Raw genomic sequence first — 22,522 nt, 5'->3', positions numbered from 1 at the left:
CCGGTTGGCATACTGCGGCCGTGCCGAGAAAGCTGCCGCTGGTCTTCGCGTTCGTGCTGGTTCTGCCGCTGGGCGCGTGCGGGCTGTTCGAGTCCAAGCCGAGCCAGGACGACATCGCCAAGACCTTCCTGGCCGATTTCGCCAAGGGCGACACCGCCGCTGCCGCGCAGCTCACCGACGACGCAGGCGCGTCGAAGGCGCTGATGGACAAGGTGCGGACGGGGCTCAAGCCGAAGGCGGTGACGCTGAACGCGGCCGCTTCGCAGCCGCCCAACGGCGACACCGCCACGGTGCCGTTCAACGCCAGCTGGGACCTGGACAAGGGCCGGACCTGGACGTATCAGGGCTCGCTGGCCATGACCCAGTCCAGCGGCGACTGGAAGGTGCACTGGCAGCCCGAGGACGTGCACCCGAAGCTTCAGGCCCAGCAGTCGCTGGCGCTGACCGTGCAGCAGCCGGATCCGGCCCCGGTGCTGGACCGCGACGGCGCCCCGCTGCTCGCGCCGACGCCGGTGATCGGCATCGCGGTCGACCGCAAGCAGACGCCCGACCTGAACGCCGTGGCCACGGCGCTGGCCGCGGCGTTGAACAAGTTCGACAACACGATCACCGCGCAGTCGATCGTCGAGGGGGCCAGCAAGACGCCGGACGGCCAGGCGTACTCGGTGATCAACCTGCGTGACTCGGACTACCAGACGGTTCGGGCGCAGATCCACGAGCTGCCCGGTGTCACCTTCGCCACCCAGAACCAGCTGCTGGCCCAGAACAAGTCGCTCGGCCCGCAGTTCCTGTCCTCGCTGCGCGCCGCGGTGAACGCCCAGGTGGCCGGCGCGGCCGGCTGGCACGTGGTGACCCAGGACGCCGCCGGCAACACGGTGGCCGACCTGGCCGGCAAGGAGCCTCAGGCGGCGACCTCGCTGACCACCACCATCGGCACCGGCACGCAGGCCGCCGCGCAGGCGGCGATCGCCGGAGTGCAGCAGCCGGCGGCGATCGTGGCGATCCAGCCGTCGACCGGCGAGATCCTGGCCGTTGCGCAGAACGCGCCGGCCGACGCGCAGGGCCTGATCGCGCTGACCGGGCAGTTCCCGCCCGGCTCCACGTTCAAGATCGTCACGGGCATTTCGGCGCTGGAGGCCGGCAAGGTGACCGTGGACGGACCGCAGCCGTGCCCGGGCAAGATCACCATCGACGGCCGGGTGATCCCCAACGAGAACAACTTCGACCTCGGCACGGTGCCGCTGCGCACCGCGTTCGCCCAGTCCTGCAACACGACATTCTCGCAGATCGCGGCGACCCAGCTGACCAGCCAGCAGCTGGCCGACACGGCCAAGCAGCTGGGCATCGGGGCCGACTTCACGGTGCCGGGCGTCACCACGGTGACCGGCTCGATGCCGGTGCCGACCTCGACCGTCGAGCGTGCCGCGGACGGCTTCGGCCAGGGCAAGGACCAGGTCAGCCCGTTCGGCATGGCGCTGGTCGCCTCGACCGTGGTGAAGGGCTCCATCCCGACGCCGAGCCTGATCCGCGGCACCGAGACCAAGGTCAACACGCCGGCCCAGCAGCCGGTGCCCGGGCCGGTGCTGGACTCGATGCGGCAGATGATGCGGGCCGTGGTGACCGACGGCACGGCGCGGGCGATCAAGGACATCCCCGACGTGGCCGGCAAGACCGGCACCGCGGAGTTCGGCGACGGCACCAACTCGCACGGCTGGTTCGTCGGCTACCGCGGCGACCTGGCGTTCGCGGTGCTGCTGGTCGGCGCGGGCAGCTCCTCGCCGGCCGTGGTGGTCGGCGGCAACTTCCTGCGCGCCGTGCACTGAGTCAGTAGATGCGGGTGGACGTGTAGAGCAGGTCGAAACTGGTGTCGGCCAGCGTGCCGCCGGTGGTGTAGCAGGCGACCCAGACGAGGGTGTTGTCCTTGTAGCTGTAGTCGTTGAGGTTCGTGAGCATGCAGTAGCGGCCGTCGCCTTCGGCGGTGACGTGCGCGGCGCTCGGCAGATAGCCGTTGCCGAAATGCACGTGGTACTGGCCGGTCGAGACGCGGGTGGACTGCCCGTCACTGGCCCACCGCAGGCTGGGGTCGGCCGTCACGATGTAGTCGCCGACGGGCTTTCGCTTGTCGTCCAAGAAGTTCTGCTGGTTGGCGACACTGGCGGCGAAGGCCGTGTCGACCGCGCCGCCCTGGTTGAAGCAGGCGATGTCGACGGCGGCGCCGTTGCGGCCGAGGATCGAACAGTGCTTCGGGTCGGCCCCGATCGGTGTCAGCTCGACGACACCCGTTGCGGCGCCGGCAAGTTCGGCGGTGTAGCGGCCGGTGCCGGTGCGGGTGACGTTGCCGGCGTTGCGGCCGTGTTGCCAGTCCGGGCTGAAGAAACCTGCTCCGGGCTGGTCATCGACGACGTACGAGCGGGTGCCGCTGCCGGCGATCGGGTTGGCGCCGCCGCCGGCGGCGAAGAACACGAAGACCTTCACGTTGCTTGGAGCGCCGGCCTTCGTGAAGCAGCGGACGTCGATGATCTCGTCAACGCCGCTCGGTCCCCAGCTCGACGGCTGGCAGAACACACCGGTCGGATTCACGTCGAAGGCGGTGACCATGACCGTGCCGCCGGGCGTGCCGGCGTGGGGCATCATGATCCGCTCCCAGCCGGCGGCGATGTGCGTCGCCGTCGGATGTCCGGCCGGTGGCGACTGCATGTTCCAGATGCCCCAGTCCGCGTTCGCCGTGTTGCCCGGGGCGTTGGCGTCGAGCTGGCGGGGCTGGCCGTTGTCGTCCTGCATGTCGTCCCGGACGAAGCCCCAGCTGAGCGTGGTCGGCGGCGGCGAGGTCGTGCCGCCGGAGCCGTCGTTGCCGGTGGTCGGGCCGGGACCGTCGGTGGTCGGATTGCCGATCGGCGTGCCGCCGTTCGTACCGGTCGACCCGGCGGTCGACGCCCCCGATGTCGTTGGCCCGCCGGGGATTCCTGTTGTCGACGACGGCGTGGCCGTGGTGGTGATGATCGGGTTGTCGGGGTCGGCGATGGCTTTCGTGTCCGGCTGATGGGCCGACGACGCCGTGAACAGGCCCGCGACCAGCAGCGACACCAGACCCAGCACGCTGGCCGGTACCGCCTGCGGATGGCTGATCACGAACTGCTGCACCGGTTCCGGCAGCTTCAGCACGGCCTGGCGGAGCAGCCCGATCAGGCCCGCGGCCTGTTCCGCCGGCATGGTGCCGCGGTAGCCGACCTGGTCGGCCAGCCGCCGGATCCGCTCGGCGGTGCTGTCGTCGACGGTGTCCAGCCGGTCGCTCATCAGGGCCGTGACCAGCTCGACGGCCTCCTCGACCCGGCCGTCGGCGTTCTTGCGGGCGGCCAGGGAGTAGCGGAAGTAGTGCCGGCCGGGCCGCGAATCCGCGGCGATCGCGGCCTTGAGCCCGAGCGGCAGCACCCGGCCCCAGGCATCCCAGTGCCGGGTCGCCGCCAGCTTCGTCGCCGCGACGAAGGCCAGCGACAGCGCGGTTTCGGGGTCCTCCCGGAGCGTGCGCTCCAGCGCCTGCTCGATCACCCCGATCTCGGCCGCGATCTCTTCCGCGGCAACGGTTTCCCACACCCAGTCGGTAATCCGCCCGGTGACCGCGACGACGTCCGTCTCGACGTGCTCGACCACACCGGCGGCCAGCCGGTGGCGGCGCTTGCCGACCGCCAACTTGCTCTTACGCAACGACTTCGCCGTGGCTTTGGTCGGGATCTCGGCCACCGCGGCCAGAAGTGGCCAGCCCCACTCGGCTTTGTCCAGCGCTGCCAAGGCAAGCACGGCGGTACGGGTGGGCTCGTCCAGCCATTCGACGAGCCGCGGCACGATCAGCTGGGCCTCGTCGGTGTCGAGCTTCGGGACGAGCTTGCGCTGTGCCTGGGCGGTGGCCAGGTATCGGCCCAGCCGAACCACCTTGCCTGGGTGGTGGCTGTAGCCCTCGCAAAGTTGCTCGACCCGTTGCCGGGTCGCGGCCGGCAGCCGGCCGTTGAACTGCGAGCGCAGCACCTGCCGGCTGGCCCGCACCGGCAGCCCGGACAGCTGGATGTCGACGTCTGCCTTGAGAGCGGCGCGGTCCGTGGTGACGATGAAGACGCTGCGCCGCATCGCGCCCCGCACCTCGGCCAGCTCCGCGGCCGTACACCGCGGATCCTCGACGATCACCAGCGCCCGCAGCCCGGTCATCGCGCGCCGGAGCACGGGCCCGGGGACAGGGGGCCGTCCGGACGGGTAGTCGGCGCACTGGTCCAGCGCTGCGCGCAGGATGCTGTCGGCGTCGGGCAGTCCCGGCGATGTCCACATGACGACGTCGATGTCCCGGATCGTGAGCTGCTCGTGGTGCGCCGCATGCCGCAGCAGCGTGGTCTTGCCGATGCCGTCCGGGCCGCGCAGGACCACGCTCTTGCCCCGTCCGAGCGCCTCGACCAGCCGGGCCAGCTCCTTCTCGCGGCCCACGCACCCGGGATCGCCCATGTCGAGCGTGCGGGGGAGATCGGTCTTGAACTCGAGGTCGCCGACCTCGACCGGACCGTCGTAGGCCCGCTCGATGTTGACGTAGTCGATGCTGTGGGCCTGCACGACCTGGCCCTTGTTGGTGCCGGTGAACGTGTTCCGCTGGCCGCCCACGGCCGGCACCCCCTCACGGTCGAGTGATGCATCGCACACCGGGACCAGCCCGTTACGCCCCGTGGACGCCCGGTCCGGCACTGCGTCCGGCGGCGTGGTCGTAGGGTGATGGCATGCCCGTGCGTGCCGCTCTCAAGCCCGGTGAGTTGTCTCCCCGGCGACCCGTCCCCAGCAACATCCCGCGTCCCGAGTACGTGGACAAGCCGGCGCCGGCGCGCAACACCGACCCGTGGGTGCAGCCGCCGGAGATCATCGAGGCCATGCGGGTGGCCTCGCGGATCGCCGCGCAGGCGCTTCAGGAGGGTGGCAAGGCGGTCGCGCCGGGCGTCACCACCGACCACATCGACGCCGTCGTGCACGAGTTCCTGTGCGACCACGGCGCGTACCCGTCGACGCTGGGCTACCGGAACTTCCCCAAGTCGTGCTGCACCTCGCTGAACGAGGTCATCTGCCACGGCATCCCGGACTCGACGGTGATCGAGGACGGCGACATCGTCAACATCGACGTGACGGCGTTCATCGGCGGCGTGCACGGCGACACCAATGCCACCTTCCTGGCCGGCGAGGTCAGCGAGGAGGCCCGGCTGCTGGTCGAGCGCACCCACGAGGCCACCATGCGGGCCATCAAGGCGGTGCGGCCGGGTCGGCAGCTCAACGTGGTCGGCCGGGTCATCGAGGCCTACGCCAACCGCTTCGGCTACGGCGTGGTGCGCGACTTCACCGGCCACGGCATCGGCCGGTCCTTCCACAGCGGCCTGGTCGTGCTGCACTACGACGAGCCCAGCGTCGACACGGTGCTGGAGCCGGGCATGACCTTCACCATCGAGCCGATGATCAACCTCGGCACCATCGAGTACGACATCTGGCCGGACAACTGGACGGTCACCACCAAGGACCGCAAGTGGACCGCCCAGTTCGAGCACACCATCGTGGTGACCGACAGCGGCGCGGAGATCCTGACGCTGCCCTGACGCCGCCGCCCTTCTCCCCGCCGCCCTCCTTCCCACCGCCCTCCTTCCCCACCTGAGTGGCTCATTTGGCTTCCTGCGCCAAGTGAGCCACTCACGTGCCGTCGCGTTTCCCATGTGAGTGGCTCGTTTGGCTTCAGGGGCCAAGTGAGCCACTCAGGTAGATCCCCTGTGCCGTGGGACACGACTCTTGACCCAGGCTAAGACGAACGGTCATTATAAGACGACCGGTCATTTTCAAGCCGAGAGGACAACGGGCATGAGCGAGATCAACACGCGGTTCCGCACCATCGACGGGTTGTCCGTGCGCTACGCGCAGAGCACCGAGCCGCGCGAGGTCGAGGCGCTGCTGCTCGCGCCGTGGCCGGAGACCCTGTACGCCTACGACGCCACCTGGTCGAGGCTGGCCGAGCATGCCCACCTGACAGCGGTGGACCTACCCGGCTTCGGGCACTCGGAGTTGCGCGCGGATCTGTTGTCGCCACAGGCAATGGGCGAGTTCATCGTGCGCATCGCCGACGAGTTCGGGTTGGCCGAGCCGCACGTCGTCGGGCCGGACATCGGCACCAGCGCGGTGCTGTTCGCCGTGGCCGAGCACCCCGACCGCTTCCGCAGCGCCAGCGTCGGCACCGGCGGGGCGGCAGTTCCGCTCCAGCTCGGCGAACCGCTGCATTCGTGGGTGCACGACGAGGACCTGACGCCGTACCGGGCCTTGGGGCAGCGGGACATCCTCAACGTCGCCATGGACGCCATCCAGGGCTACCAACTGCCGGCCGAGGTTCGTGCGGACTACGAGGCGGCGTATGTCGGCGAGCGCTTCGCCGATCAGATCCCTTACGTGCAGGCCTATCGGCGGCAGCTGCCGGTGCTGGGGGAGAAGCTGGGCGGCATCACCACGCCGGTGCAGATCATCAACGGCCGGTTCGACCCGGTCGTGCCGCTGGCCAACGCCGAGTACCTGCGCGAGCGGATTCCCGGCAGCCGGCTGGACGTCGTCGACAAGGGCCACTTCATCTGGGAGGAGGGGGCCGACGACTACGCGCGCTTCCTCACCCAGTGGTGGCAGAAGAACTGAAGGGGCACAACGATGTCTGACGAGGTTGTCGATCGGATTCTGCTCGACTCCGCTGCCACGGCCGTGATCGACGCGCCGCTGGACCGGATCGACCTGGGCGCGTGGCTGACCGGGCTCAGCGACGAGGAGTACCGCCGGTGCGCGGTGCCCGACCACCACGCCGCCGGCTGGAGCACCAACGCCGACGGCCGGCGCGTGAGCATCAACGTCGAGGAGCTCGGCGGGCAGCTGATCGTCCAGCACTACGTGGCGGAAATCCTTGAGCCGCACCACACCCGGCTCGTGTCGATCTCCGAGACCCAGTCGCCCGGCGGCTGGCAGACCGTGGAGGTGGTGTGGGACATCAGCGTCACCGCGCTCGGCCCCGACCGGGCCACCTTCACCAACCGCGTCGTCGCCCGGCCGACCCGGTCGCTGCTCAAGGCATTGGAGGCCGCCGGTGTCACGTTCGAGGAGGCGTCGGCCGAGCGGACCGCCGTGGTAGCCGCGCACAACGCCCTGGAGACGCCCAACTACGCCAAGAGCGTTGAGCGAGCGGCGCTGGCTTAGAAAAACGCCACATGCGCTTCCCATGTGGCACCGGACGCCACATGGGAAGCGCATGTGTCTACCCCAGCAACACGATCAACTCGGTGAGGGCGGTGGCGACGGGGGTGGGGTCGGTGGCCGGTGCGAGGTGGTTGGAGGCCAACTCCCGCACCGGCCAGCCCAGGTCCCGCGCCGCGGCGGCGTGGGCGGCGTAGACCTCGGTCAGCATCAGGTAGCCGCTGGGCCCGTCCCACACCGCGGACGGCCGGTGCTCCTTGAGGAACTCGACGGCGACCTCGGGCTCCTCGTCGGCCATCTCGGCCCTGAGGGCTTCGTCGGAAACCAACTCCACCAACGGATTGGGCGTGAACCAGTCCGACCACCGCGGCAGCTGGCCCTCGCGGGCGGACGCACGCAGCGAGGCGAACAACGCGGGCTCCAGCTCGCGGAAACTGCGGCCGGGAGTGGGTAGCTCGGCGTCCATGTAGACCAGCCCGGCGACCAACTCGTCCAGCTCGGCGGCGAAGGCCGGCAGCAGCGGACCGGCGCCGCTGTGACCGACCAGAACGGCCGGAGACGTGAGCTCCACCTCATCCATGGCGTCGGCGAAAGCACCGATCAGCCGCTGGTGCACGGGCGCGGCGCTGACGGTGACCCGCAGGTCGACCAGGCAGGACTCCACGCCGCCCGCGGCCAGCGCATCGGCCAACGGCCGCAGGCTCGCCGGGCCGAGATAGGGGCTGTGCACAAGAACGACGGTGGCCATGACGAGGATGATGGCAGTCCGAGAACCCGGGGAGGGACATTGTGGGCGCATTGCTCGTCGCCGGCACGACATCCGATGCCGGCAAGAGCGTGCTGGCCGCCGGCATCTGCCGCTGGCTGGCCCGCCGTGGCGTGCGGGTGGCGCCGTTCAAGGCGCAGAACATGTCCAACAACTCGGCCGTGACGGTCGAAGGTGGCGAGATCGGCCGGGCCCAGGCGTTGCAGGCGGCGGCCTGTGGGCTCGAGCCGAGCGTCCGCTTCAACCCGGTGCTGCTCAAGCCCGGCGGCGACCGCAGCTCGCAGGTCGTGGTGCTCGGCCAAGCGGTCGGCGAGGTCAGCGCGCTGTCCTATCGGGACCGTAAGCGTGAGCTGTCCGTGATCGCCCAAACGGCCCTTGCGGACCTCCGTTCGGAATTCGACACCGTCATCTGTGAAGGCGCAGGTTCACCCACTGAGGTCAATCTGCGGGCCACCGACATCGCCAACATGGGCCTCGCGCGGGCCGCGAACCTGCCCGTCATCGTCGTCGGGGACATCGATCGCGGCGGTGTTTTCGCCCATCTGTACGGCACGCTGGCCTTGCTGGAACCGGCGGATCAGGCGCTGCTGGCCGGATTTGTGGTCAACAAGTTCCGCGGCGACCCGGCCCTGCTCGAGCCGGGATTGCGCCAACTGCAACGGGTCACGGGCCGTTCGGTGTACGGCGTGTTGCCGTGGCGGCAGGATCTCTGGCTCGACGCGGAGGATTCGCTGTCCTATGTGGCCGATGGCGTGATCGGCCGTCCGGCCCCGCCGGTGGGCGAACAGTGGCTGCGGGTGGCGGTTGTGCGGCTGCCTCGCATCTCCAACGCGACCGATGTGGAGGCGCTGGCCGGCGAACCCGGTGTGGCCGTTCGTTTTGTCACCGAACCATCGCGGCTCACCGATGCGGATCTCGTCGTGCTGCCGGGGTCCAAGGCCACGGTGTCCGATCTGGACTGGCTGCGGCGCACGGGAATCGCGGATGCTGTTCGATTGCATGTGCGGCGGGGGCTGCCGCTGCTGGGTATCTGCGGCGGCTTTCAGATGCTGGCTCAGACCATTGTCGACGACGTCGAGTCGGGCGCGGGCGAGGTGCCGGGTCTCGGACTGCTGGACACCGAGATCCGGTTCGCCGCGGACAAGACGCTGACCCGGCCGGTCGGCAAGGCGTTGGGGCACACGGTCAGCGGCTATGAGATTCACCACGGCCAGGTGCTGCGGCGCGGGGCGGCGGCCGGTCTGATCGAACAGTCGGATGGCGACATCGAGGGCGTGGTTGACGGCCCGGTGATGGGCACGCACTGGCACGGCCTGCTGGAGAACGACGGCTTCCGCCGGGAGTTCCTGCGCTGGGCGGCGGACACGGCCGGCAGGGACGGTTTCACGGCCGCCGACGGGCACTCGTTCGCGGCGGCCCGCGAGGCCCAGCTGGACCTGCTCGGCGACCTGGTCGAGCAGCACCTGGACACCGAGGCGCTGCTGGCCCTGATCGAGCACGGCGCGCCGGCCGGCCTGCCGTTCCTGCCGCCGGGCGCCCCTCCATTGGACTGACGCCGCTCGACTGACATGCCGAAGCCCCCGGCGAGCGGTCGCCGGGGGCTTCGAGCCGAGCTCAGTGCGAGGTCGAGGTGGCCGTCGGGCTGCTGTTGCCCGCGGCGGTGCTGTCCGCGCCGACGACGGCCCGGCCGATGGCCGCGCCGTTGGCGCCGGCGCCGGCCGCGTAGGCCGAGACGACCGCCTGGTCACGGCCGCCGCTGGCGCCGCCCTGGAGCTTCTGCAGGGCCGTCGCCGCGTCCTCGCGCTGCTTGAGCAGCTCGATGATCTGCTTGTCGAGGCCGTCGATGACCTTCTGCTGCTCGGCGATCGACGCCGACGCGTCGTTCGCCGGCGCCGGCGGCACCTGGTTGGCGGGCAGCGTGGACGCGGCCTCCTTGCTCGGGGAGCAGGCCGCCGCGGCAAGCAGGGCCACCCCACCCAGGCCGGTCAGTGCGGCCCGCCGGGACAGGTTGGAACTGCGCACGTCCATCGAGAACCTCACACGATCAGGTCTTCGGCACGATCATTGCCCTTGCTGCCCTGATCGTAGGACCTCGCTCGTCAGGCCCGTTCGGCGGTGTGCCGCTCGAGCAGCTCGTCCAGGAAGCTGCCGGCCTCACGGGCGGCCCGCTCCGGGTCGCCCGCGCGTACCGCGTCCAGGATGCCGTCGTGCGAGATCTGGCCGGCCTCGCGGGGCGAGATGTTGACCGTCGCGGCCACACTGGCCCGTACGACCTCGGTCAGGCCGCGGTGCAGCTCGGTCAGCAGCGCGTTGTGCGACGACTGCACGATCAGCAGGTGGAAGGCGGTGTCCCGCTCGATCATGGCCTCCCACGCCTGCTCGTTCGCGGCCTGGTTGCGCTCGGCCAGCACGGCCTCGAGCTGGAGGATGTCCTCCGGCGTGCGGTGCTTGGCGGCCAGCCGCGCGCCCTCCACCTCCAGCGTGCGGCGGACCTCGAGCACCTCGCGCAGCTCGTCGCCGACCAGCCGGCGGACCGCGCCGGACAGCTCGCTGGTGGCGCGCACGAAGGTGCCGTCGCCCTGGCGGACCTCCAGCAGGCCGGCATGGGCCAGCGCCCGGACGGCCTCCCGGACCGTGTTGCGACCGACGCCCAGCGCGCTGACGAGTTCGGGCTCGGCCGGTATGCGTTGGCCGACGGGCCACTCCCCGGACGAGATCGCCTTTCGCATCTGCTCGATCACCTGGTCCACCAGGCCGGTGCGGCGAGTAGTGGCCAACGGCACGGGGGTCATCCTCTCGTCCGGACATCCTACGTTTGGCATAGTGTGACAGTGGCGACCCAGCAGCATGTGCCGGACCGCACTCCGTCGACCGAACAGAGTGCCACCCGGCGCAACCAGACAGCGCATTTACTTGAGCCGGCAACGAAACCGGACTCGCGACACGCCGTGCTGGCCGGAACCACCCTGCTGGCGGTTGCGGTCACGCTGGCGGCGGCCAACCTCCGCATTTCCGTGACCAGTCTGTCCTCGGTGCTCGGCGACGTCCAGCGGGGGCTGACGGCAACCTCCGCTTGGGCGAGCGCGGTGACCGCCGCCCCGTCCATCTGCTTCGGCCTGGCGGCCCTGGTGTCGCCCTGGCTGGCCCGCCGGATCGGCGGCGGACCGGCGATCGCCGCCGCGCTGGCCGTGCTGGCGATCGGTCTCGTCGTGCGGGTGTTGGCCGGTTCCTCGCTGTTGCTGAGTGGAACTTTCGTGGCGTGTGCCGGCATCGCCGTGTGCAACGTGCTCGTGCCGGTCGTGGTCAAGGAGTCGTTCCCGAACCGAATCGGACTCATCACCGGCGTCTACAGCGCGGCGATGGCCGGCGGCAGCGCCATTGCCGCCGCGGTGACGCCGCCGCTGGAGACCGCCACCGGCGGTTGGCGGCCGGCGCTGGCCGCCTGGGCCATCCCGGCCGCGCTGGCCCTGGCGCTGTGGCTGATCGGCGCTCGCCGCGACGCCGAGGCCGTGGCCGTCGACCGGTCCGCGCACGGCGACCGGAACCTGGTGCGGGTGCCCATGGCCTGGGTGTTCACCCTGCTGTTCTCGGTACAGTCGGTCTTCGCGTACGTGATCATGGGCTGGCTGCCGGAAATCCTGCGCGACGCCGGCATCGGTCGGGACGCGGCCGGTGTGCTGCTGGGCATCACCATGGTCGTCGCCGTGCCGCTGAACCTGGTCATCCCGCACCTGGCGGCCAAGCTGAAGGCCCAGTCGGCGGTGATGGTCGGGCTGACCGTCGCGCCGGTGATCGGCGTGCTCGGCCTGATGTTCGCGCCGGCCGCCGTGCCGCTGCTGTGGGCGCTGCTGCTCGGCGCCGGGATGACGATCTTTCCCGTGGTGCTGTTGATGATGGGGCTGCGCACCCGGACGTCGGCCGAGACCACGCAGCTGTCCGGCATGTCCCAGGGCTTCGGCTACCTGATCGCCGCCGGCGGTCCCTTCGCCGCCGGCCTCGTGCGCGGACTGCTCGGATCCTGGACCGTGCCACTGATCCTGGTCCTAGGCATCCTCGCCGCCCAGGCCATCCTAGGCTGGCTCATCGGCCGCCCCCGCTACATCTGAACGCTTGGAAGGGGGCCTTCCTCCACTCCGAGTGGAGGAAGGCCCCCTTCCAAGCGTGAAAATCAGTCCAGCGGGAGCTTGAGGAGGGCGTTTTCCAGGAGCTCGGGCATGGCGGGGTGGATCCAGTACTGGCCGCGGGCCAGGGCGCGGGCGCTGATGCCGAAGCTCATCGCCTGGATGACCAGCTGGATCAGGGTCGGCGCCTGCGGGCCGATGATGTGCGCGCCGAGCAGCTGGCCGGTGGCCGGGTCGGCGATCAGCTTGGCGAAGCCGGTGGTGTCCTCCATCGCCCAGCCGTAGGCGATGTCGGCGTAGTCCTGACTGGCCGTCACGTAGCGGATGCCGCGCTCGCGGGCCTCCTGCTCGGTCAGGCCGACGGCCCCGATCTGCGGCGAGGAGAACACGCCGTGCGGTACGAAGCGGTGGTCGGCGTCGATGGGCGCGTCGGCGTGCAGCAGGTTGTGCTGCACGATCCGGGCCTCGTGGTTGGCCACGTGCTTGAGCTGGTGCTCGGAGCTCACGTCGCCCAGCGCCCAGATGCCGTCGACGGCGGTCCGCTGCTTCTCATCGACCACGATGCGGCCGTCGGAGTGCAGGGCGACGCCGGTGGCTTCGACGTCGAGCAGGTCGGCGTTGGGGATCCGGCCGACGGCGGCCAACAGCACGTCGCCCTCGACGACCTCGGCGCCGCGCGGCGTCTCAAGGTGCAGGCGGATCGTGCCGTCGACGCGTTCGACCCGCACGGCCTTGGCGTTGAGCCGAACGTCCCACTTCTTCGACGCCAGCTCGGTGAACCGGGCGGCGATCTCCTCGTCCTCGTGCCGCAGCAGCACGCCGGAACGGGCGACCAGCGTCACCTCGACGCCGAAGGAGGCGAAGACGTGCGCGAACTCGGTGGCCACGAAACCGCTGCCCAGCACGATCATCCGCGCGGGCAGCTCGTCGAGGCGCATCACGTCCTCGTTGGTGAGGAAGCCGACCTCCTCGATGCCGGCCACGTCCGGCACGACCGGCCGCGAACCGGCGGCGATCACGAACCGGTCGGCGGTGATGATCTCGCCCGTCCCTGTGTCCAGGGTCTTGGGGCCGATGAAGTGGGCCTGGCCCTCGTACACGGTGACGTTGGCGTTGCCCTCCATCCGCCACCGGCGGCCACCGGCCGCGATCGGGTCGATCCGGCCGAAGACCCGGTCCCGGATCTCGGGCCAGCGCACCCCGTGCAGCTCCTCGTCCACACCGAGCCGGGCCGCGCCGGCCGGGGTGGCCGCCACGTCCGCGGTGTGCACGAACATCTTGGTGGGGATGCACCCCACGTTCAGGCACGTGCCACCGAACACGCCCTTCTCGACGATCGCCACGTCCCAGTCGGCGAAGCGCTCGTCGACGATCGAGTTGCCGGAGCCGGTGCCGATTACCACCAAGTCGAAGTGCCGCACATATCCATCAAACAGGACGGGTGGCCGGGGATTCCCCCGGCCACCCGTGTCGTAAGGGTTTCGTCAGTGCGAGTAGACCGGCGTGATGATCGCCCGGGCCAGCGTGTGGAAGACCAGGTTGAAGCTGACCACCGCGGCCGAGGCGTCGGGTGTGACCTCCAACGCCTCCACGTCGAGCGCGTGCACCACGAAGTAGTAGCGGTGCACCTGGTCGCCCTGCGGCGGGGCCGCGCCGCCGTAGTCGTTCGTGCCGTAGTCGGTGCGGGTGTGGAACGCGCCGGCCGGCAGCGAGTCGTCGCCCGCGCCCGCGCCGGTGGGCAGCTCCGTCACCGAGCCGGGAATGTTCACGGCCAGCCAGTGCCAGAAACCGGACGGGGTGGGCGCGTCCGGGTCGTAGCAGGTGACCACGAAGCTTTTGGTCTCGGCCGGGAAGCCGGACCAGCTCAGCTGCGGTGACACGTTGTCACCGCTCATGCCGAAACTGTTGAACACCTGGGCATTGGGCAACTGCTGGCCGTCCGCGACGTCCTTGGAAGTGACCTCGAACGAGCCGACCGCGGGCAGGAGCTCGTAGGGGTCCGGCTTGACGGGACGATCGAGACTCATGGTGTGGCCTCCATGACGCTGGGTTGTCCGGACAACCCTAGTCCCGTCAATTTGCGCCAGCCTGTCGACACAGTGCAACCTCGTCACCGGATCGAACGTCACTAATACGAGTGGGGCTCGATTACGGGGTGGAAGGTCGATCACGGTGCGTGCTCTTGTTGCGGCGGTTGCCGCCATTGTCACGGTTGCGATGCTTGCCGGCTGTGAAGCGGGCACCGACGTCTCGGCCGCGGGCCTGTCCGCCGGCACCACCAGTAGCACGACGACTCCGCCGAGTAGCACCACGACCACGACGACCGCCACTTCGGCGCCGCCGACCCCTGCCGCGCAGCCGTATCCGTTCGGCGAGCCCCAGGCCCATGCGCCGGCCATCGCCGGCGGCAAGGCGCCGGTGATCCGGCACATCGACACCGGCGGCAAGAAGTACGTGTTCATCACCATCGACGACGGTGCGGTGCGTGATCCGCAGGCGCTCGAACTGATCAAGAATTCCGGCGCGCGGCCGACGCTGTTCCTCAACGACCACTACGTGAAGGGTCACGAGGACTACTTCAAGCAGTTGCAGGACAAGGACGATCTGGTCATCGGCAACCACACGGTGAATCACCCGGATCTGGCCAAGATGTCCTATGCCGCGCAGAAGAAGGAGATCTGCGACGATTCGGACGCCTTCGCCACGGCGTTCGGCCGGCGGCCCACCCTCTTTCGGCCGCCGTTCGGCAACTTCAACGCCGACACCCAGCGTGCCGCCGCCGACTGCGGCCTGAAGGCCCTGGTGCTGTGGACCGCCGCGGTCAACGACGGCGTCGTCCAGTTCCAGGCCGGCAAGCAGCTCAAGGCCGGGGACATCGTGCTCATGCACTTCCGTAAGACGTTCGTGCAGGACTTCACGGCCTTCGTCAACCGGGCCAAGCAGGACGGCCTCACGCCGGTGCCGCTGTCCGACTGGCTGAGCTAAGCCCAGAAGTCAAACACTTTCCCGCGACGGCGTCAGCACGGCGAACGCCTCGTCCATCAGTCCGACCGGATCGGCGGCCGGGCTGGCGATCCACTGCCGGCACACCACGTCGAACACCGCCAGCGCCGCGCTGACCAGCACGTCGGCCTCGATGCCGTCGACGCCGCGGGCGTGCAGGGCGTCGATCAGCAGCTTGCGCCAGCGGTCCTGCTTGTCCTGATGGCGGGCCCGCAGCGTCGGCGTGTCGTTGATCAAACGCAGCAGGGCCAGCGCTTCGTCGCTACGGCTCAGCATCGGCGTCAGCATCACCGCGCAGGCGGCCCTCAGCGCCGTCCACGGCGTCTCGGCGGCCGGCCGGGCGGCGACGGCCGCCGCCAACTCCTCGCCAAGGTCGTAGAGCAGGCCGAAAACGGCGTCTTCCTTGCTGGGGAAGTAGCGGAAGAAGCTGCGCCGGGACAGGCCGGCCGCTTCGGCGATCTCGTCCACCGTGACCTGTTCGAAGCCACGCTGCAGGAACAGGGCGAAGGCGGTCTCGGCGATCTCGGTCCGCATCGCCAGGCGAGCCCGTGCCCGCAACCCCTCCGTCATGACCCTGAGTGTAGCCCAAGGCATCAGATGACAAAGGTGGCACTGAGTGTCATACTCGGTGGAAACGGCCCCCGCATCATGGAGAGCACGGATGGCACAGCACTGGACCGAAGCGGACATCCCCGACCAGAGCGGCCGCACCGCGCTGATCACCGGCGCCAACACCGGCCTCGGCTTCTTGGAGGCGTTGCAGCTGGCCAAGCACGGCGCGCACGTCTTCGTGGCCGCGCGCAGCAAGGAGCGCGGCGAGGCGGCCATTGCCAAGCTGCGCCAGCAGGCCCCGGCCGAGAACCTCGAGCTGGTGTCGTTGGATCTGGCCGACCTGGACTCCGTGCGCAAGCTGGCGACCGAGCTGCCGGCGTTGGACCTGTTGCTCAACAACGCCGGCGTGATGGCCGTGCCGCGGCGGCACACCACCAAGCAGGGCTTCGAGCTCCAGTTCGGCACCAACCACCTCGGCCACTTCGCCCTCACCGGCCTGCTGCTGCCCGGCCTGCTGTCCAAGCCCGGCAGCCGGGTCGTCAGCGTCAGCAGCATCGCCGCGCGCATGGGCCGGATCAACTTCGCCGACCTCCAGTTGGAGCGCGGCTACGGCGCGAATGTCGCGTACGGGCAGTCAAAGCTGGCCAACTCCATCTTCGCCGTCGAGCTCGACCGCCGCCTCCGCGCCGCCGGCGTCGACGTGCGCAGCATCGGCGCGCACCCCGGCTACAGCGCCACCGAGCTCCAGTACAGCGGCCCCCAGCTCGGCGGCGGTGGCCTCTACGCCCAGTTCATGAAGATCGTCACGCCCCTCATCGCCCAGCCCGCCGCCCGCGGCGCACTGCCCATCCTCCGCGCCGCCGTCGACCCCGCCGCCCAGGGCGGCGAGTACTACGGCCCCGACGGCCTCGGCAACGTTCGCGGCTACCCCGTCAAGCAGCCGTTCCTCAAGCCCGCCTACGACGCCGAGGTCGGCCGCCGGCTGTGGGAGGTTTCCGTCGAGCTCACCGACGTCGACTACGCCGAGCTCCGCGGCTGACCTGATGCAGGGAAGGACGCCTTACCTGCGTCCAATGCAGGTAAGGCGTCCTTCCCTGCATAACGCCGTCAGCGGCAGAGGACCCGGTCGAGGGCCTTGCGGAGTTCGACCGCTGAACCCTCTTCCTTTGTGCGCCAGGCGACGAAGCCGTCGGGGCGGACGAGGACGGCGCCGGTTTCCTGGATGCCGGCGGCGTCGGCCCAACCCTCGACGGCGTGGGAACGGATGCCGACCTCGAGGGCGGCGGTGAGCCAAGCGCCGGCGCGGGTGCCGGTGATCAGGGTGAAGCCGTCGACCAGGTCCAAAGTGGACCGACCGGGCGACACCCACAGGTGGGGGATGCGGCTGCCGGGGGAGCCGTCGAGGGTGAGAACCTCCAGTGACGGCATGGGTTCCGGGTCGATGACGGCGGGGGAGTCGTAGCGGTAGCCGGCGATGACCACCATGGCGTTGGCCATGCCGACGGCCTCACGGTCGGCGGCGCGCTCGGGGCGGATGTCCCAATGGAGCTCGCGGTGCTCACCGCGGATCAGGGACTGCGCCATGGTGAACTCGGCGACGGGCCTGCGCTCGAGCTCGTAGGTGTCGAGCAAGGCACTGCCGCCGGCGGCGAGCTTCCACGCCAGGTTGTGGCCGTCGGCGATGCCGGTGTTGAGGCCGAAACCACCGGTGGGCGGCACGACGTGGGCGGCGTCGCCGACGAGGAAGACGTTGCCCTGGCGGAACTTCTCGGCCACATGGGCGGTGGAGGCCCACGGCAGCTTGCTGATCACGTCCACGTCCAGGTCGGAAAGGCCGGTGGCGGCGCGGATCAGGCGCTGGAATTCGGACGCCGGCATGTCGGCGTCGCCGCGGGGCACATGGAAGATCCACCGGCCGTCGTCGTCGACCTTCATCAAGATCCCGGTCGCCTCGTCGTTGCGCAGCACGGTCATCGAGTACCGGGGCGCCGGCAGGCCGGGGGCCCGGAACAGCACGTTGAGCATGTGGTCGCCGAGCACCCCGGGACCGGTCGTGCCGATGCCGAGCAGTTCGCGGACCCGACTGCGCGCGCCGTCGGCGGCGATGACGTAGTCCGCGGTGACGGTCTCGCCGGATGCCGTGGTGATCACGCCGTCGTCGGTCACGCCAACGACTTCGGCGTTGAAGTCGACCCGTACGCCGAGGCTGCGGAGCAAGGTCAGGGCGGCCTGGTCGATGCGGTGCTGGGGTGAACTACCTGAAGCCACCGGGCCGATCTCGGGGAACTTGATGGGCCCGCTGAGCGGCGTCAACGAAGCCAGGCTCGGCCCGGTGGCCACGCCCGGGACCCGGTCCTCCGTCTCGTACTCGAGACCGGCCCAACGGGCGATCTCGGCCGACCGTGGGTTCAAGCCGAAGGCCCGCGGGTGGTCGGACACGGTGGCCCGCCGCTCCAACACCCGTACCGAAACGCCCTGTCGGGCCAGGAACACGGCCGTGCACAGGCCGACCGTGCCACCGCCGACGATCACTACGTCCATGTTTCCCCCTCCGAAGTGGGAACGTCGTTCCCGTCTTGGGAACACTGTACCCAGTTAGTAGGGTGAGCGCCATGGCCCCACCGTTCACGCTGGTCTGGACCCGACTGGCGGAGCCGCGCCGCCGGCAGGCGCTGAGCGTCGAGCAGATCGTCACGGTCGCGATCCGGATCGCCGACGCCGAAGGCACACCGGCGCTGACCATGCGCCGGGTGGCCACCGAAGCCGGCACCGGCACGACCTCGCTCTACCGCTACGTCACGAACAAGGACGAGCTGCTGGAGTTGATGGTCGACGCCGTGCAGGGCGAGGACGAGCTACGGGACCCGTCCGGTGACTGGAAGGCCGACCTGACGGTGGTCGCCGACGGCATGCGGGCCTCGATGCTGCGCCACCCGTGGCTGGCGACCGAGCTGCGCAGCCGGCCGTCGCTGGGCCCGAACGCCTTGCGCCGCAGCGACTTGGCGCTGGCGGCGGCCAGTGGCGCGACCGACGACATCACGCTTGCCTCGGCCCTGCTGGGGGCGGTGGCGAACTACGTGCACGGGGCGGTGCTGGCCGAGCTGTCGGAACGGGAAGACGTGCGCAGCACCGGAATGACCCAGGACGAGTGGCGCAACGCGGTCTCGCCGTACGTGCGGGAAGTGATCATCGACAGCGGGAAGTACCCGCTGGTGGCCCGCCGCATCTTCGACGCCGAAGACCTCAGTCACGACCAGCAGTTCGCCTTCGGGCTGAACTGTGTGTTGGCGGGCATAGAAAAAAGCGTGGCCCGCTGAGGGGGAGCGGGCCACGCGATCATTCAGTTGGTCTGGGCCCGCCGGCCGTCGAAGGCCGGCGGGGTCGGTCAGGCGCTCAGCACCGGCGCGTTCACCGGCTGCAGGGCGATGTCCAGCACCTCGCGGACGTCCGCCACCAGGTGCACCTCCAGCTGCTCACGCACCGAGGTCGGCACGTCGTCCAGGTCGGGCTCGTTCCGCTTGGGCAGCAACACAGTCGTGATACCCGCCCGGTGCGCGGCCAGCAGCTTCTGCTTGACGCCGCCGATGGGCAGCACCCGCCCGGTCAGCGACACCTCGCCGGTCATGGCCACGTCCGACCGGACCGGCCGTCCCGACAGCAGCGACGCCAGCGCGGTGGTCATGGTGACACCGGCGCTCGGGCCGTCCTTGGGCACCGCGCCGGCCGGCACGTGGACGTGCACGCCGCGGTCCTTCAGGTCGCCGACCGGCAGTTCCAGCTCGGCCCCGTGCGAGCGGAGGTAGCTCAGCGCGATGTGCGCCGACTCCTTCATCACGTCGCCCAGCTGCCCGGTCAGCGACACCCCGGTCGAACCCGTCTCCGCGTCGGCCAGCGAGGCCTCGACGAACAGCACGTCACCGCCGACACCGGTGACCGCGAGCCCGGTGGCGACGCCCGGCACCGCCGTGCGCTCGGCCGATTCCGGCGTGTGCCGCGGCCGCCCGAGGAAGTCGGGCAGGTTGTCGTTCGACACCGTCAGCGGCAGCTTGCCCTCGTCGACGGCCGCCTTGCGCAGCACGCGGGCGATGGACCGCTCCAGGTCGCGGACCCCGGCCTCCCGGGTGTACTCCGCGGCCAGCCGGCGCAGCGCGTCGTCGGTGACGGTGACGTCCTCGGCGGTCAGGCCGGCCCGCTCCAGCTGGCGGGCCAGCAGGTGATCACGGGCAATGGTGACCTTCTCGTCCTCGGTGTACCCGTCCAGCCGAACGAGCTCCATCCGGTCCAGCAGCGGGCCGGGGATGGACTCCAGCACGTTGGCCGTGGCCAGGAACAACACGTCCGACAGGTCCAGCTCGACCTCCAGGTAGTGGTCCCGGAACGTGTGGTTCTGCGCCGGGTCCAACACCTCCAGCAGGGCCGCCGTCGGGTCGCCGCGGTAGTCCGAGCCGACCTTGTCGACCTCGTCCAGCAGCACGACGGGGTTCATCGAGCCGGCCTCCTTGATGGCCCGCACGATGCGACCGGGCAGCGCGCCGACGTAGGTGCGCCGGTGGCCGCGGATCTCTGCCTCGTCCCGGACGCCGCCGAGGGCGACCCGGACGAACTTGCGGCCCATCGACCGGGCCACCGACTCGCCCAGCGACGTCTTGCCGACGCCGGGCGGCCCGACCAGCGCGAGCACGGCGCCGCTGCGCCGGCCGCCGACGACCCCGAGACCCTTGTCGGCCCGGCGCCGCCGCACCGCCAGGTGCTCGATGATGCGGTCCTTCACGTCGTCGAGGCCCGCGTGATCGGCGTCCAGCACCGCCCGCGCCCCGGTGATGTCGTAGGCGTCCTCGGTCCGCTCGTTCCACGGGATGTCGAGGACGGTGTCCAGCCAGGTCCGGATCCAGCTGACCTCGGGCGACTGCTCCGAGGTCCGCTCCAGCTTGTCCACCTCGGTCAGCGCGGCCTCCCGCACCTTCTCCGGCAGGTCGGCGGCCTCCACCCGGGCCCGGTAGTCCTGCTCCTCGGACGCCGGCTTGCCGTCCAGCTCGGCCAGCTCCTTGCGGATGGCCGACAGCTGCTGGCGCAGCAGGAACTCGCGCTGCTGCTTCTCCATGCCCTCCTTGACGTCCTTGCGGATCGTCTCGGCCACGTCCAGCTCGGCCAGGTGCTCACGGCCCCAGGCCAGCAGCTTCTCCAGCCGCTCGCGGACGTCCACGGTCTCCAGCAGCCAGATCTTCTGCTCGTCGCTGAGGTAGGAGGCGTAGCCGGCCAGGTCGGCCAGCGCGGAGGGGTCGTCGACGCCCTGCACCGAGTCGACCACCTGCCACGCGCCCCGCTGCTGCAGGATCGAGGTGACCAGGGTGCGGTACTCCTTGGCCAGCTCGTGCGTGCTCTCGTCGACCGCGGGCTCGTCCTGGACCTCGGCCTGCACCCACAGCGCCGCGCCGGGGCCGGTAGTGCCGGTGCCGATGCGCACCCGGTCGGTGCCGCGGACCACGGCGGCGCGCTCGCCGCCGGGCAGCCGGCCGATCTGGGTGATCACACCCAGCGTGCCCACCTTGGCGTACTTGCCCTCCAGGCGGGGGACCAGCAGCACCTTCGACCCGGTGTCGCCGGCCTGCGCGGCCTCGACGGCCGCGCGGATCTCCGCGTCGGCGAGCTTGACCGGCACCACCATGCCGGGCAGCACGACCACGTCGTCCAGCGGGAGCACCGGGAGTGCCAGTGTTTCGCTCACGTCATCCTCCAAGGTTGAGTCGTACTGGCTCAACCAACTGGAGCCGGGAACTGTTCCCGAACGGCTGTTCGCCGTGAGCGATCTCGGCCGCCGACTACGTTTCGTGAGGTGGTTGACGGTGCGGCACACCTGTAGTCAACGCGCAGTGATGCCGCGCATTCCCTGCGTGTTGTTCGCCCGCGGAGTGTGGACAGGGCGTGACCGCGCCCCCACCATTAACACGATCGGGTGAAGTTAGTCGGAAGGGGTCGCGCGGATGCACCGTCCTCGGTGGATACCGGCCGACGTCGACCTCGACCGCCCCAACCCGGCCCGGATCCTGGACTACTTCCTCGGCGGCGCGCACAACTTCGCCGTCGACCGGGCCGCCGCCAAGCAGGCCGTGCGGGCCATGCCCGAGGTGGCCAACGGCATGCGGGCCAGCCGGTCCTTCCTGAGACGGGTGGTCAACTGCCTGGTCGCCGCCGGCGTCGACCAGTTCCTCGACCTCGGCTCCGGCATTCCGACCGTGGGCAACGTGCACGAGATCGCGCACCGGATCAATCCCGCCGCCCGCGTGGTCTACGTGGACAACGAGCCCATCGCGGTGGCCCACAGCCGGACCATCCTCGGCGACAATCCGCTGGTCGCGCCGGTGCGGGCCGACCTGCGCCACCCCGACTCGGTGCTCGGCCTGCCCCAGGTCCGCGAGATGATCGACTTCTCCCGGCCGGTCGGCCTGATCGCCATCGCCGTGCTGCACTACCTGCCCGACGCCGACGACCCGCACGGCCTGGTCGAGGCCTACCGCGACGCGCTGGCCCCCGGCAGCTACCTGGCCGTCTCGCACGCCACGGTCGACTTCGTGCCCGAGGAGCAGCTGGGCGCGGTCAGCGAGGTCGAGGGCATCTACCGCAAGATCAGCGCCCAGCTGCACCCGCGGACCTACGGTGAGGTGGCCAAGTTCTTCACCGGCCTGGAGCTGATCGATCCCGGCGTGGTGCCGGTGCGGCAGTGGCGCTCCGAGTGGAGCGACCAGAACGAGGGCAAGGTCCACCTGTCCTACGGCGGCGTCGCCCGCAAGCCCTGACGCCCTACGTGACCGGGCAACCCCTGATTCCCTACCTGAGTGGCTCATTTGCGCTTGGC

Annotated in this window: 19 protein-coding genes; 10 read left to right on the top strand and 9 right to left on the bottom strand. The window is 70.2% G+C overall.

Annotated features, from left to right (window positions below; translation table 11 throughout):
* Positions 1 to 20: 20 nt before the first annotated feature.
* Positions 21 to 1,823: a penicillin-binding transpeptidase domain-containing protein gene (locus M3Q35_RS26115; RefSeq protein ID WP_273935163.1), complete on the top strand. Its 1,803-nt coding sequence runs from the start codon at positions 21 to 23 to the stop codon at positions 1,821 to 1,823.
* Between the two features lies 1 nt (position 1,824).
* On the opposite strand, the gene M3Q35_RS26110 is transcribed toward M3Q35_RS26115, so the two are convergent.
* Positions 1,825 to 4,638 (bottom strand): hypothetical protein, encoded by a 2,814-nt coding sequence (locus M3Q35_RS26110; protein WP_273935162.1) that lies wholly within the window; start codon positions 4,636 to 4,638, stop codon positions 1,825 to 1,827.
* Between the two features lie 113 nt (positions 4,639 to 4,751).
* Here M3Q35_RS26110 and map point away from each other — a divergent pair, with 113 nt between their 5' ends.
* From map to M3Q35_RS26095, 3 genes are all read left to right on the top strand, one after another.
* Positions 4,752 to 5,609, top strand: a complete 858-nt coding sequence (map, locus tag M3Q35_RS26105; RefSeq protein ID WP_273935161.1) for a type I methionyl aminopeptidase — start codon at positions 4,752 to 4,754, stop codon at positions 5,607 to 5,609.
* A 256-nt stretch (positions 5,610 to 5,865) separates the two neighbouring features.
* The gene (locus tag M3Q35_RS26100) at positions 5,866 to 6,681 is read left to right on the top strand and encodes an alpha/beta fold hydrolase (RefSeq protein ID WP_273935160.1); all 816 of its coding nucleotides are present in this window, start codon (positions 5,866 to 5,868) and stop codon (positions 6,679 to 6,681) included.
* A 12-nt stretch (positions 6,682 to 6,693) separates the two neighbouring features.
* Entirely contained in the window at positions 6,694 to 7,230 is a 537-nt protein-coding gene (locus M3Q35_RS26095) for a hypothetical protein (protein ID WP_273935158.1), read from the top strand.
* A 58-nt stretch (positions 7,231 to 7,288) separates the two neighbouring features.
* Here M3Q35_RS26095 and M3Q35_RS26090 read toward each other — a convergent pair whose 3' ends face one another.
* Positions 7,289 to 7,975, bottom strand: coding sequence for an alpha/beta fold hydrolase (locus M3Q35_RS26090; RefSeq protein WP_273935157.1), 687 nt, complete (start codon positions 7,973 to 7,975; stop codon positions 7,289 to 7,291).
* Positions 7,976 to 8,016: 41 nt separating this feature from the next.
* On the opposite strand from M3Q35_RS26090, the gene M3Q35_RS26085 reads away from it, so the two are divergent.
* Positions 8,017 to 9,546 carry a cobyric acid synthase gene (locus tag M3Q35_RS26085; RefSeq protein ID WP_273935156.1) on the top strand — a complete coding sequence of 510 codons (1,530 nt, stop codon included), beginning with the start codon at positions 8,017 to 8,019 and terminating at the stop codon, positions 9,544 to 9,546.
* A 61-nt stretch (positions 9,547 to 9,607) separates the two neighbouring features.
* Here M3Q35_RS26085 and M3Q35_RS26080 read toward each other — a convergent pair whose 3' ends face one another.
* Positions 9,608 to 10,021 (bottom strand): chorismate mutase family protein, encoded by a 414-nt coding sequence (locus tag M3Q35_RS26080; protein WP_273935154.1) that lies wholly within the window; start codon positions 10,019 to 10,021, stop codon positions 9,608 to 9,610.
* A gap of 71 nt (positions 10,022 to 10,092) precedes the next feature.
* Positions 10,093 to 10,776 carry a FadR/GntR family transcriptional regulator gene (locus M3Q35_RS26075; RefSeq protein WP_273935153.1) on the bottom strand — a complete coding sequence of 228 codons (684 nt, stop codon included), beginning with the start codon at positions 10,774 to 10,776 and terminating at the stop codon, positions 10,093 to 10,095.
* A gap of 48 nt (positions 10,777 to 10,824) precedes the next feature.
* On the opposite strand from M3Q35_RS26075, the gene M3Q35_RS26070 reads away from it, so the two are divergent.
* Complete coding sequence (locus M3Q35_RS26070) at positions 10,825 to 12,099, top strand: MFS transporter (RefSeq protein WP_273935152.1); 1,275 nt, start codon at positions 10,825 to 10,827, stop codon at positions 12,097 to 12,099.
* A 62-nt stretch (positions 12,100 to 12,161) separates the two neighbouring features.
* Here the strand turns inward: M3Q35_RS26070 and M3Q35_RS26065 are convergent, their stop codons facing one another.
* Positions 12,162 to 13,535, bottom strand: coding sequence for a mycothione reductase (locus M3Q35_RS26065; protein ID WP_273935151.1), 1,374 nt, complete (start codon positions 13,533 to 13,535; stop codon positions 12,162 to 12,164).
* 63 nt (positions 13,536 to 13,598) lie between these two features.
* Positions 13,599 to 14,141 (bottom strand): YbhB/YbcL family Raf kinase inhibitor-like protein, encoded by a 543-nt coding sequence (locus tag M3Q35_RS26060; RefSeq protein ID WP_273935150.1) that lies wholly within the window; start codon positions 14,139 to 14,141, stop codon positions 13,599 to 13,601.
* 145 nt (positions 14,142 to 14,286) lie between these two features.
* Between M3Q35_RS26060 and M3Q35_RS26055 the strand changes: the two genes are divergently transcribed.
* Positions 14,287 to 15,099: a polysaccharide deacetylase family protein gene (locus M3Q35_RS26055; RefSeq protein ID WP_273935149.1), complete on the top strand. Its 813-nt coding sequence runs from the start codon at positions 14,287 to 14,289 to the stop codon at positions 15,097 to 15,099.
* A gap of 9 nt (positions 15,100 to 15,108) precedes the next feature.
* Here M3Q35_RS26055 and M3Q35_RS26050 read toward each other — a convergent pair whose 3' ends face one another.
* On the bottom strand, positions 15,109 to 15,687 hold the full coding sequence (locus M3Q35_RS26050) for a TetR family transcriptional regulator (RefSeq protein ID WP_273935148.1): 579 nt from the start codon (positions 15,685 to 15,687) through the stop codon (positions 15,109 to 15,111).
* 91 nt (positions 15,688 to 15,778) lie between these two features.
* Here M3Q35_RS26050 and M3Q35_RS26045 point away from each other — a divergent pair, with 91 nt between their 5' ends.
* Positions 15,779 to 16,708, top strand: a complete 930-nt coding sequence (locus M3Q35_RS26045) for an oxidoreductase (protein ID WP_273935147.1) — start codon at positions 15,779 to 15,781, stop codon at positions 16,706 to 16,708.
* A 68-nt stretch (positions 16,709 to 16,776) separates the two neighbouring features.
* Here the strand turns inward: M3Q35_RS26045 and M3Q35_RS26040 are convergent, their stop codons facing one another.
* Positions 16,777 to 18,210, bottom strand: a complete 1,434-nt coding sequence (locus tag M3Q35_RS26040; RefSeq protein WP_273935146.1) for an FAD-dependent oxidoreductase — start codon at positions 18,208 to 18,210, stop codon at positions 16,777 to 16,779.
* A 71-nt stretch (positions 18,211 to 18,281) separates the two neighbouring features.
* On the opposite strand from M3Q35_RS26040, the gene M3Q35_RS26035 reads away from it, so the two are divergent.
* Positions 18,282 to 18,986, top strand: coding sequence for a TetR/AcrR family transcriptional regulator (locus M3Q35_RS26035; RefSeq protein ID WP_273935144.1), 705 nt, complete (start codon positions 18,282 to 18,284; stop codon positions 18,984 to 18,986).
* Between the two features lie 68 nt (positions 18,987 to 19,054).
* On the opposite strand, the gene lon is transcribed toward M3Q35_RS26035, so the two are convergent.
* Positions 19,055 to 21,394, bottom strand: coding sequence for an endopeptidase La (lon, locus tag M3Q35_RS26030; RefSeq protein WP_273935141.1), 2,340 nt, complete (start codon positions 21,392 to 21,394; stop codon positions 19,055 to 19,057).
* Between the two features lie 256 nt (positions 21,395 to 21,650).
* Here lon and M3Q35_RS26025 point away from each other — a divergent pair, with 256 nt between their 5' ends.
* A complete protein-coding gene (locus tag M3Q35_RS26025; RefSeq protein WP_273935138.1) occupies positions 21,651 to 22,463 on the top strand; it encodes an SAM-dependent methyltransferase in 813 nt (270 codons plus the stop codon).
* The last annotated feature ends 59 nt before the right edge of the window (positions 22,464 to 22,522 follow it).

It is taken from the genome of Kutzneria chonburiensis (genome assembly GCF_028622115.1).
In the GTDB taxonomy this organism is placed as follows: domain Bacteria; phylum Actinomycetota; class Actinomycetes; order Mycobacteriales; family Pseudonocardiaceae; genus Kutzneria; species Kutzneria chonburiensis.
This window is presented reverse-complemented; position numbering and strand designations above follow the sequence as displayed.

Coding starts and splice junctions, on each gene's coding strand:
- M3Q35_RS26080 (WP_273935154.1), bottom strand. CDS start 10,021: ATGGACGTGCGCAGTTCCAACCTGTCCCGGCGGGCCGCACTGACCGGC.
- M3Q35_RS26060 (WP_273935150.1), bottom strand. CDS start 14,141: ATGAGTCTCGATCGTCCCGTCAAGCCGGACCCCTACGAGCTCCTGCCC.
- M3Q35_RS26025 (WP_273935138.1), top strand. CDS start 21,651: ATGCACCGTCCTCGGTGGATACCGGCCGACGTCGACCTCGACCGCCCC.
- M3Q35_RS26045 (WP_273935147.1), top strand. CDS start 15,779: ATGGCACAGCACTGGACCGAAGCGGACATCCCCGACCAGAGCGGCCGC.
- M3Q35_RS26035 (WP_273935144.1), top strand. CDS start 18,282: ATGGCCCCACCGTTCACGCTGGTCTGGACCCGACTGGCGGAGCCGCGC.
- map (WP_273935161.1), top strand. CDS start 4,752: ATGCCCGTGCGTGCCGCTCTCAAGCCCGGTGAGTTGTCTCCCCGGCGA.
- M3Q35_RS26100 (WP_273935160.1), top strand. CDS start 5,866: ATGAGCGAGATCAACACGCGGTTCCGCACCATCGACGGGTTGTCCGTG.
- M3Q35_RS26040 (WP_273935146.1), bottom strand. CDS start 18,210: ATGGACGTAGTGATCGTCGGCGGTGGCACGGTCGGCCTGTGCACGGCC.
- M3Q35_RS26050 (WP_273935148.1), bottom strand. CDS start 15,687: ATGACGGAGGGGTTGCGGGCACGGGCTCGCCTGGCGATGCGGACCGAG.
- M3Q35_RS26095 (WP_273935158.1), top strand. CDS start 6,694: ATGTCTGACGAGGTTGTCGATCGGATTCTGCTCGACTCCGCTGCCACG.
- M3Q35_RS26090 (WP_273935157.1), bottom strand. CDS start 7,975: ATGGCCACCGTCGTTCTTGTGCACAGCCCCTATCTCGGCCCGGCGAGC.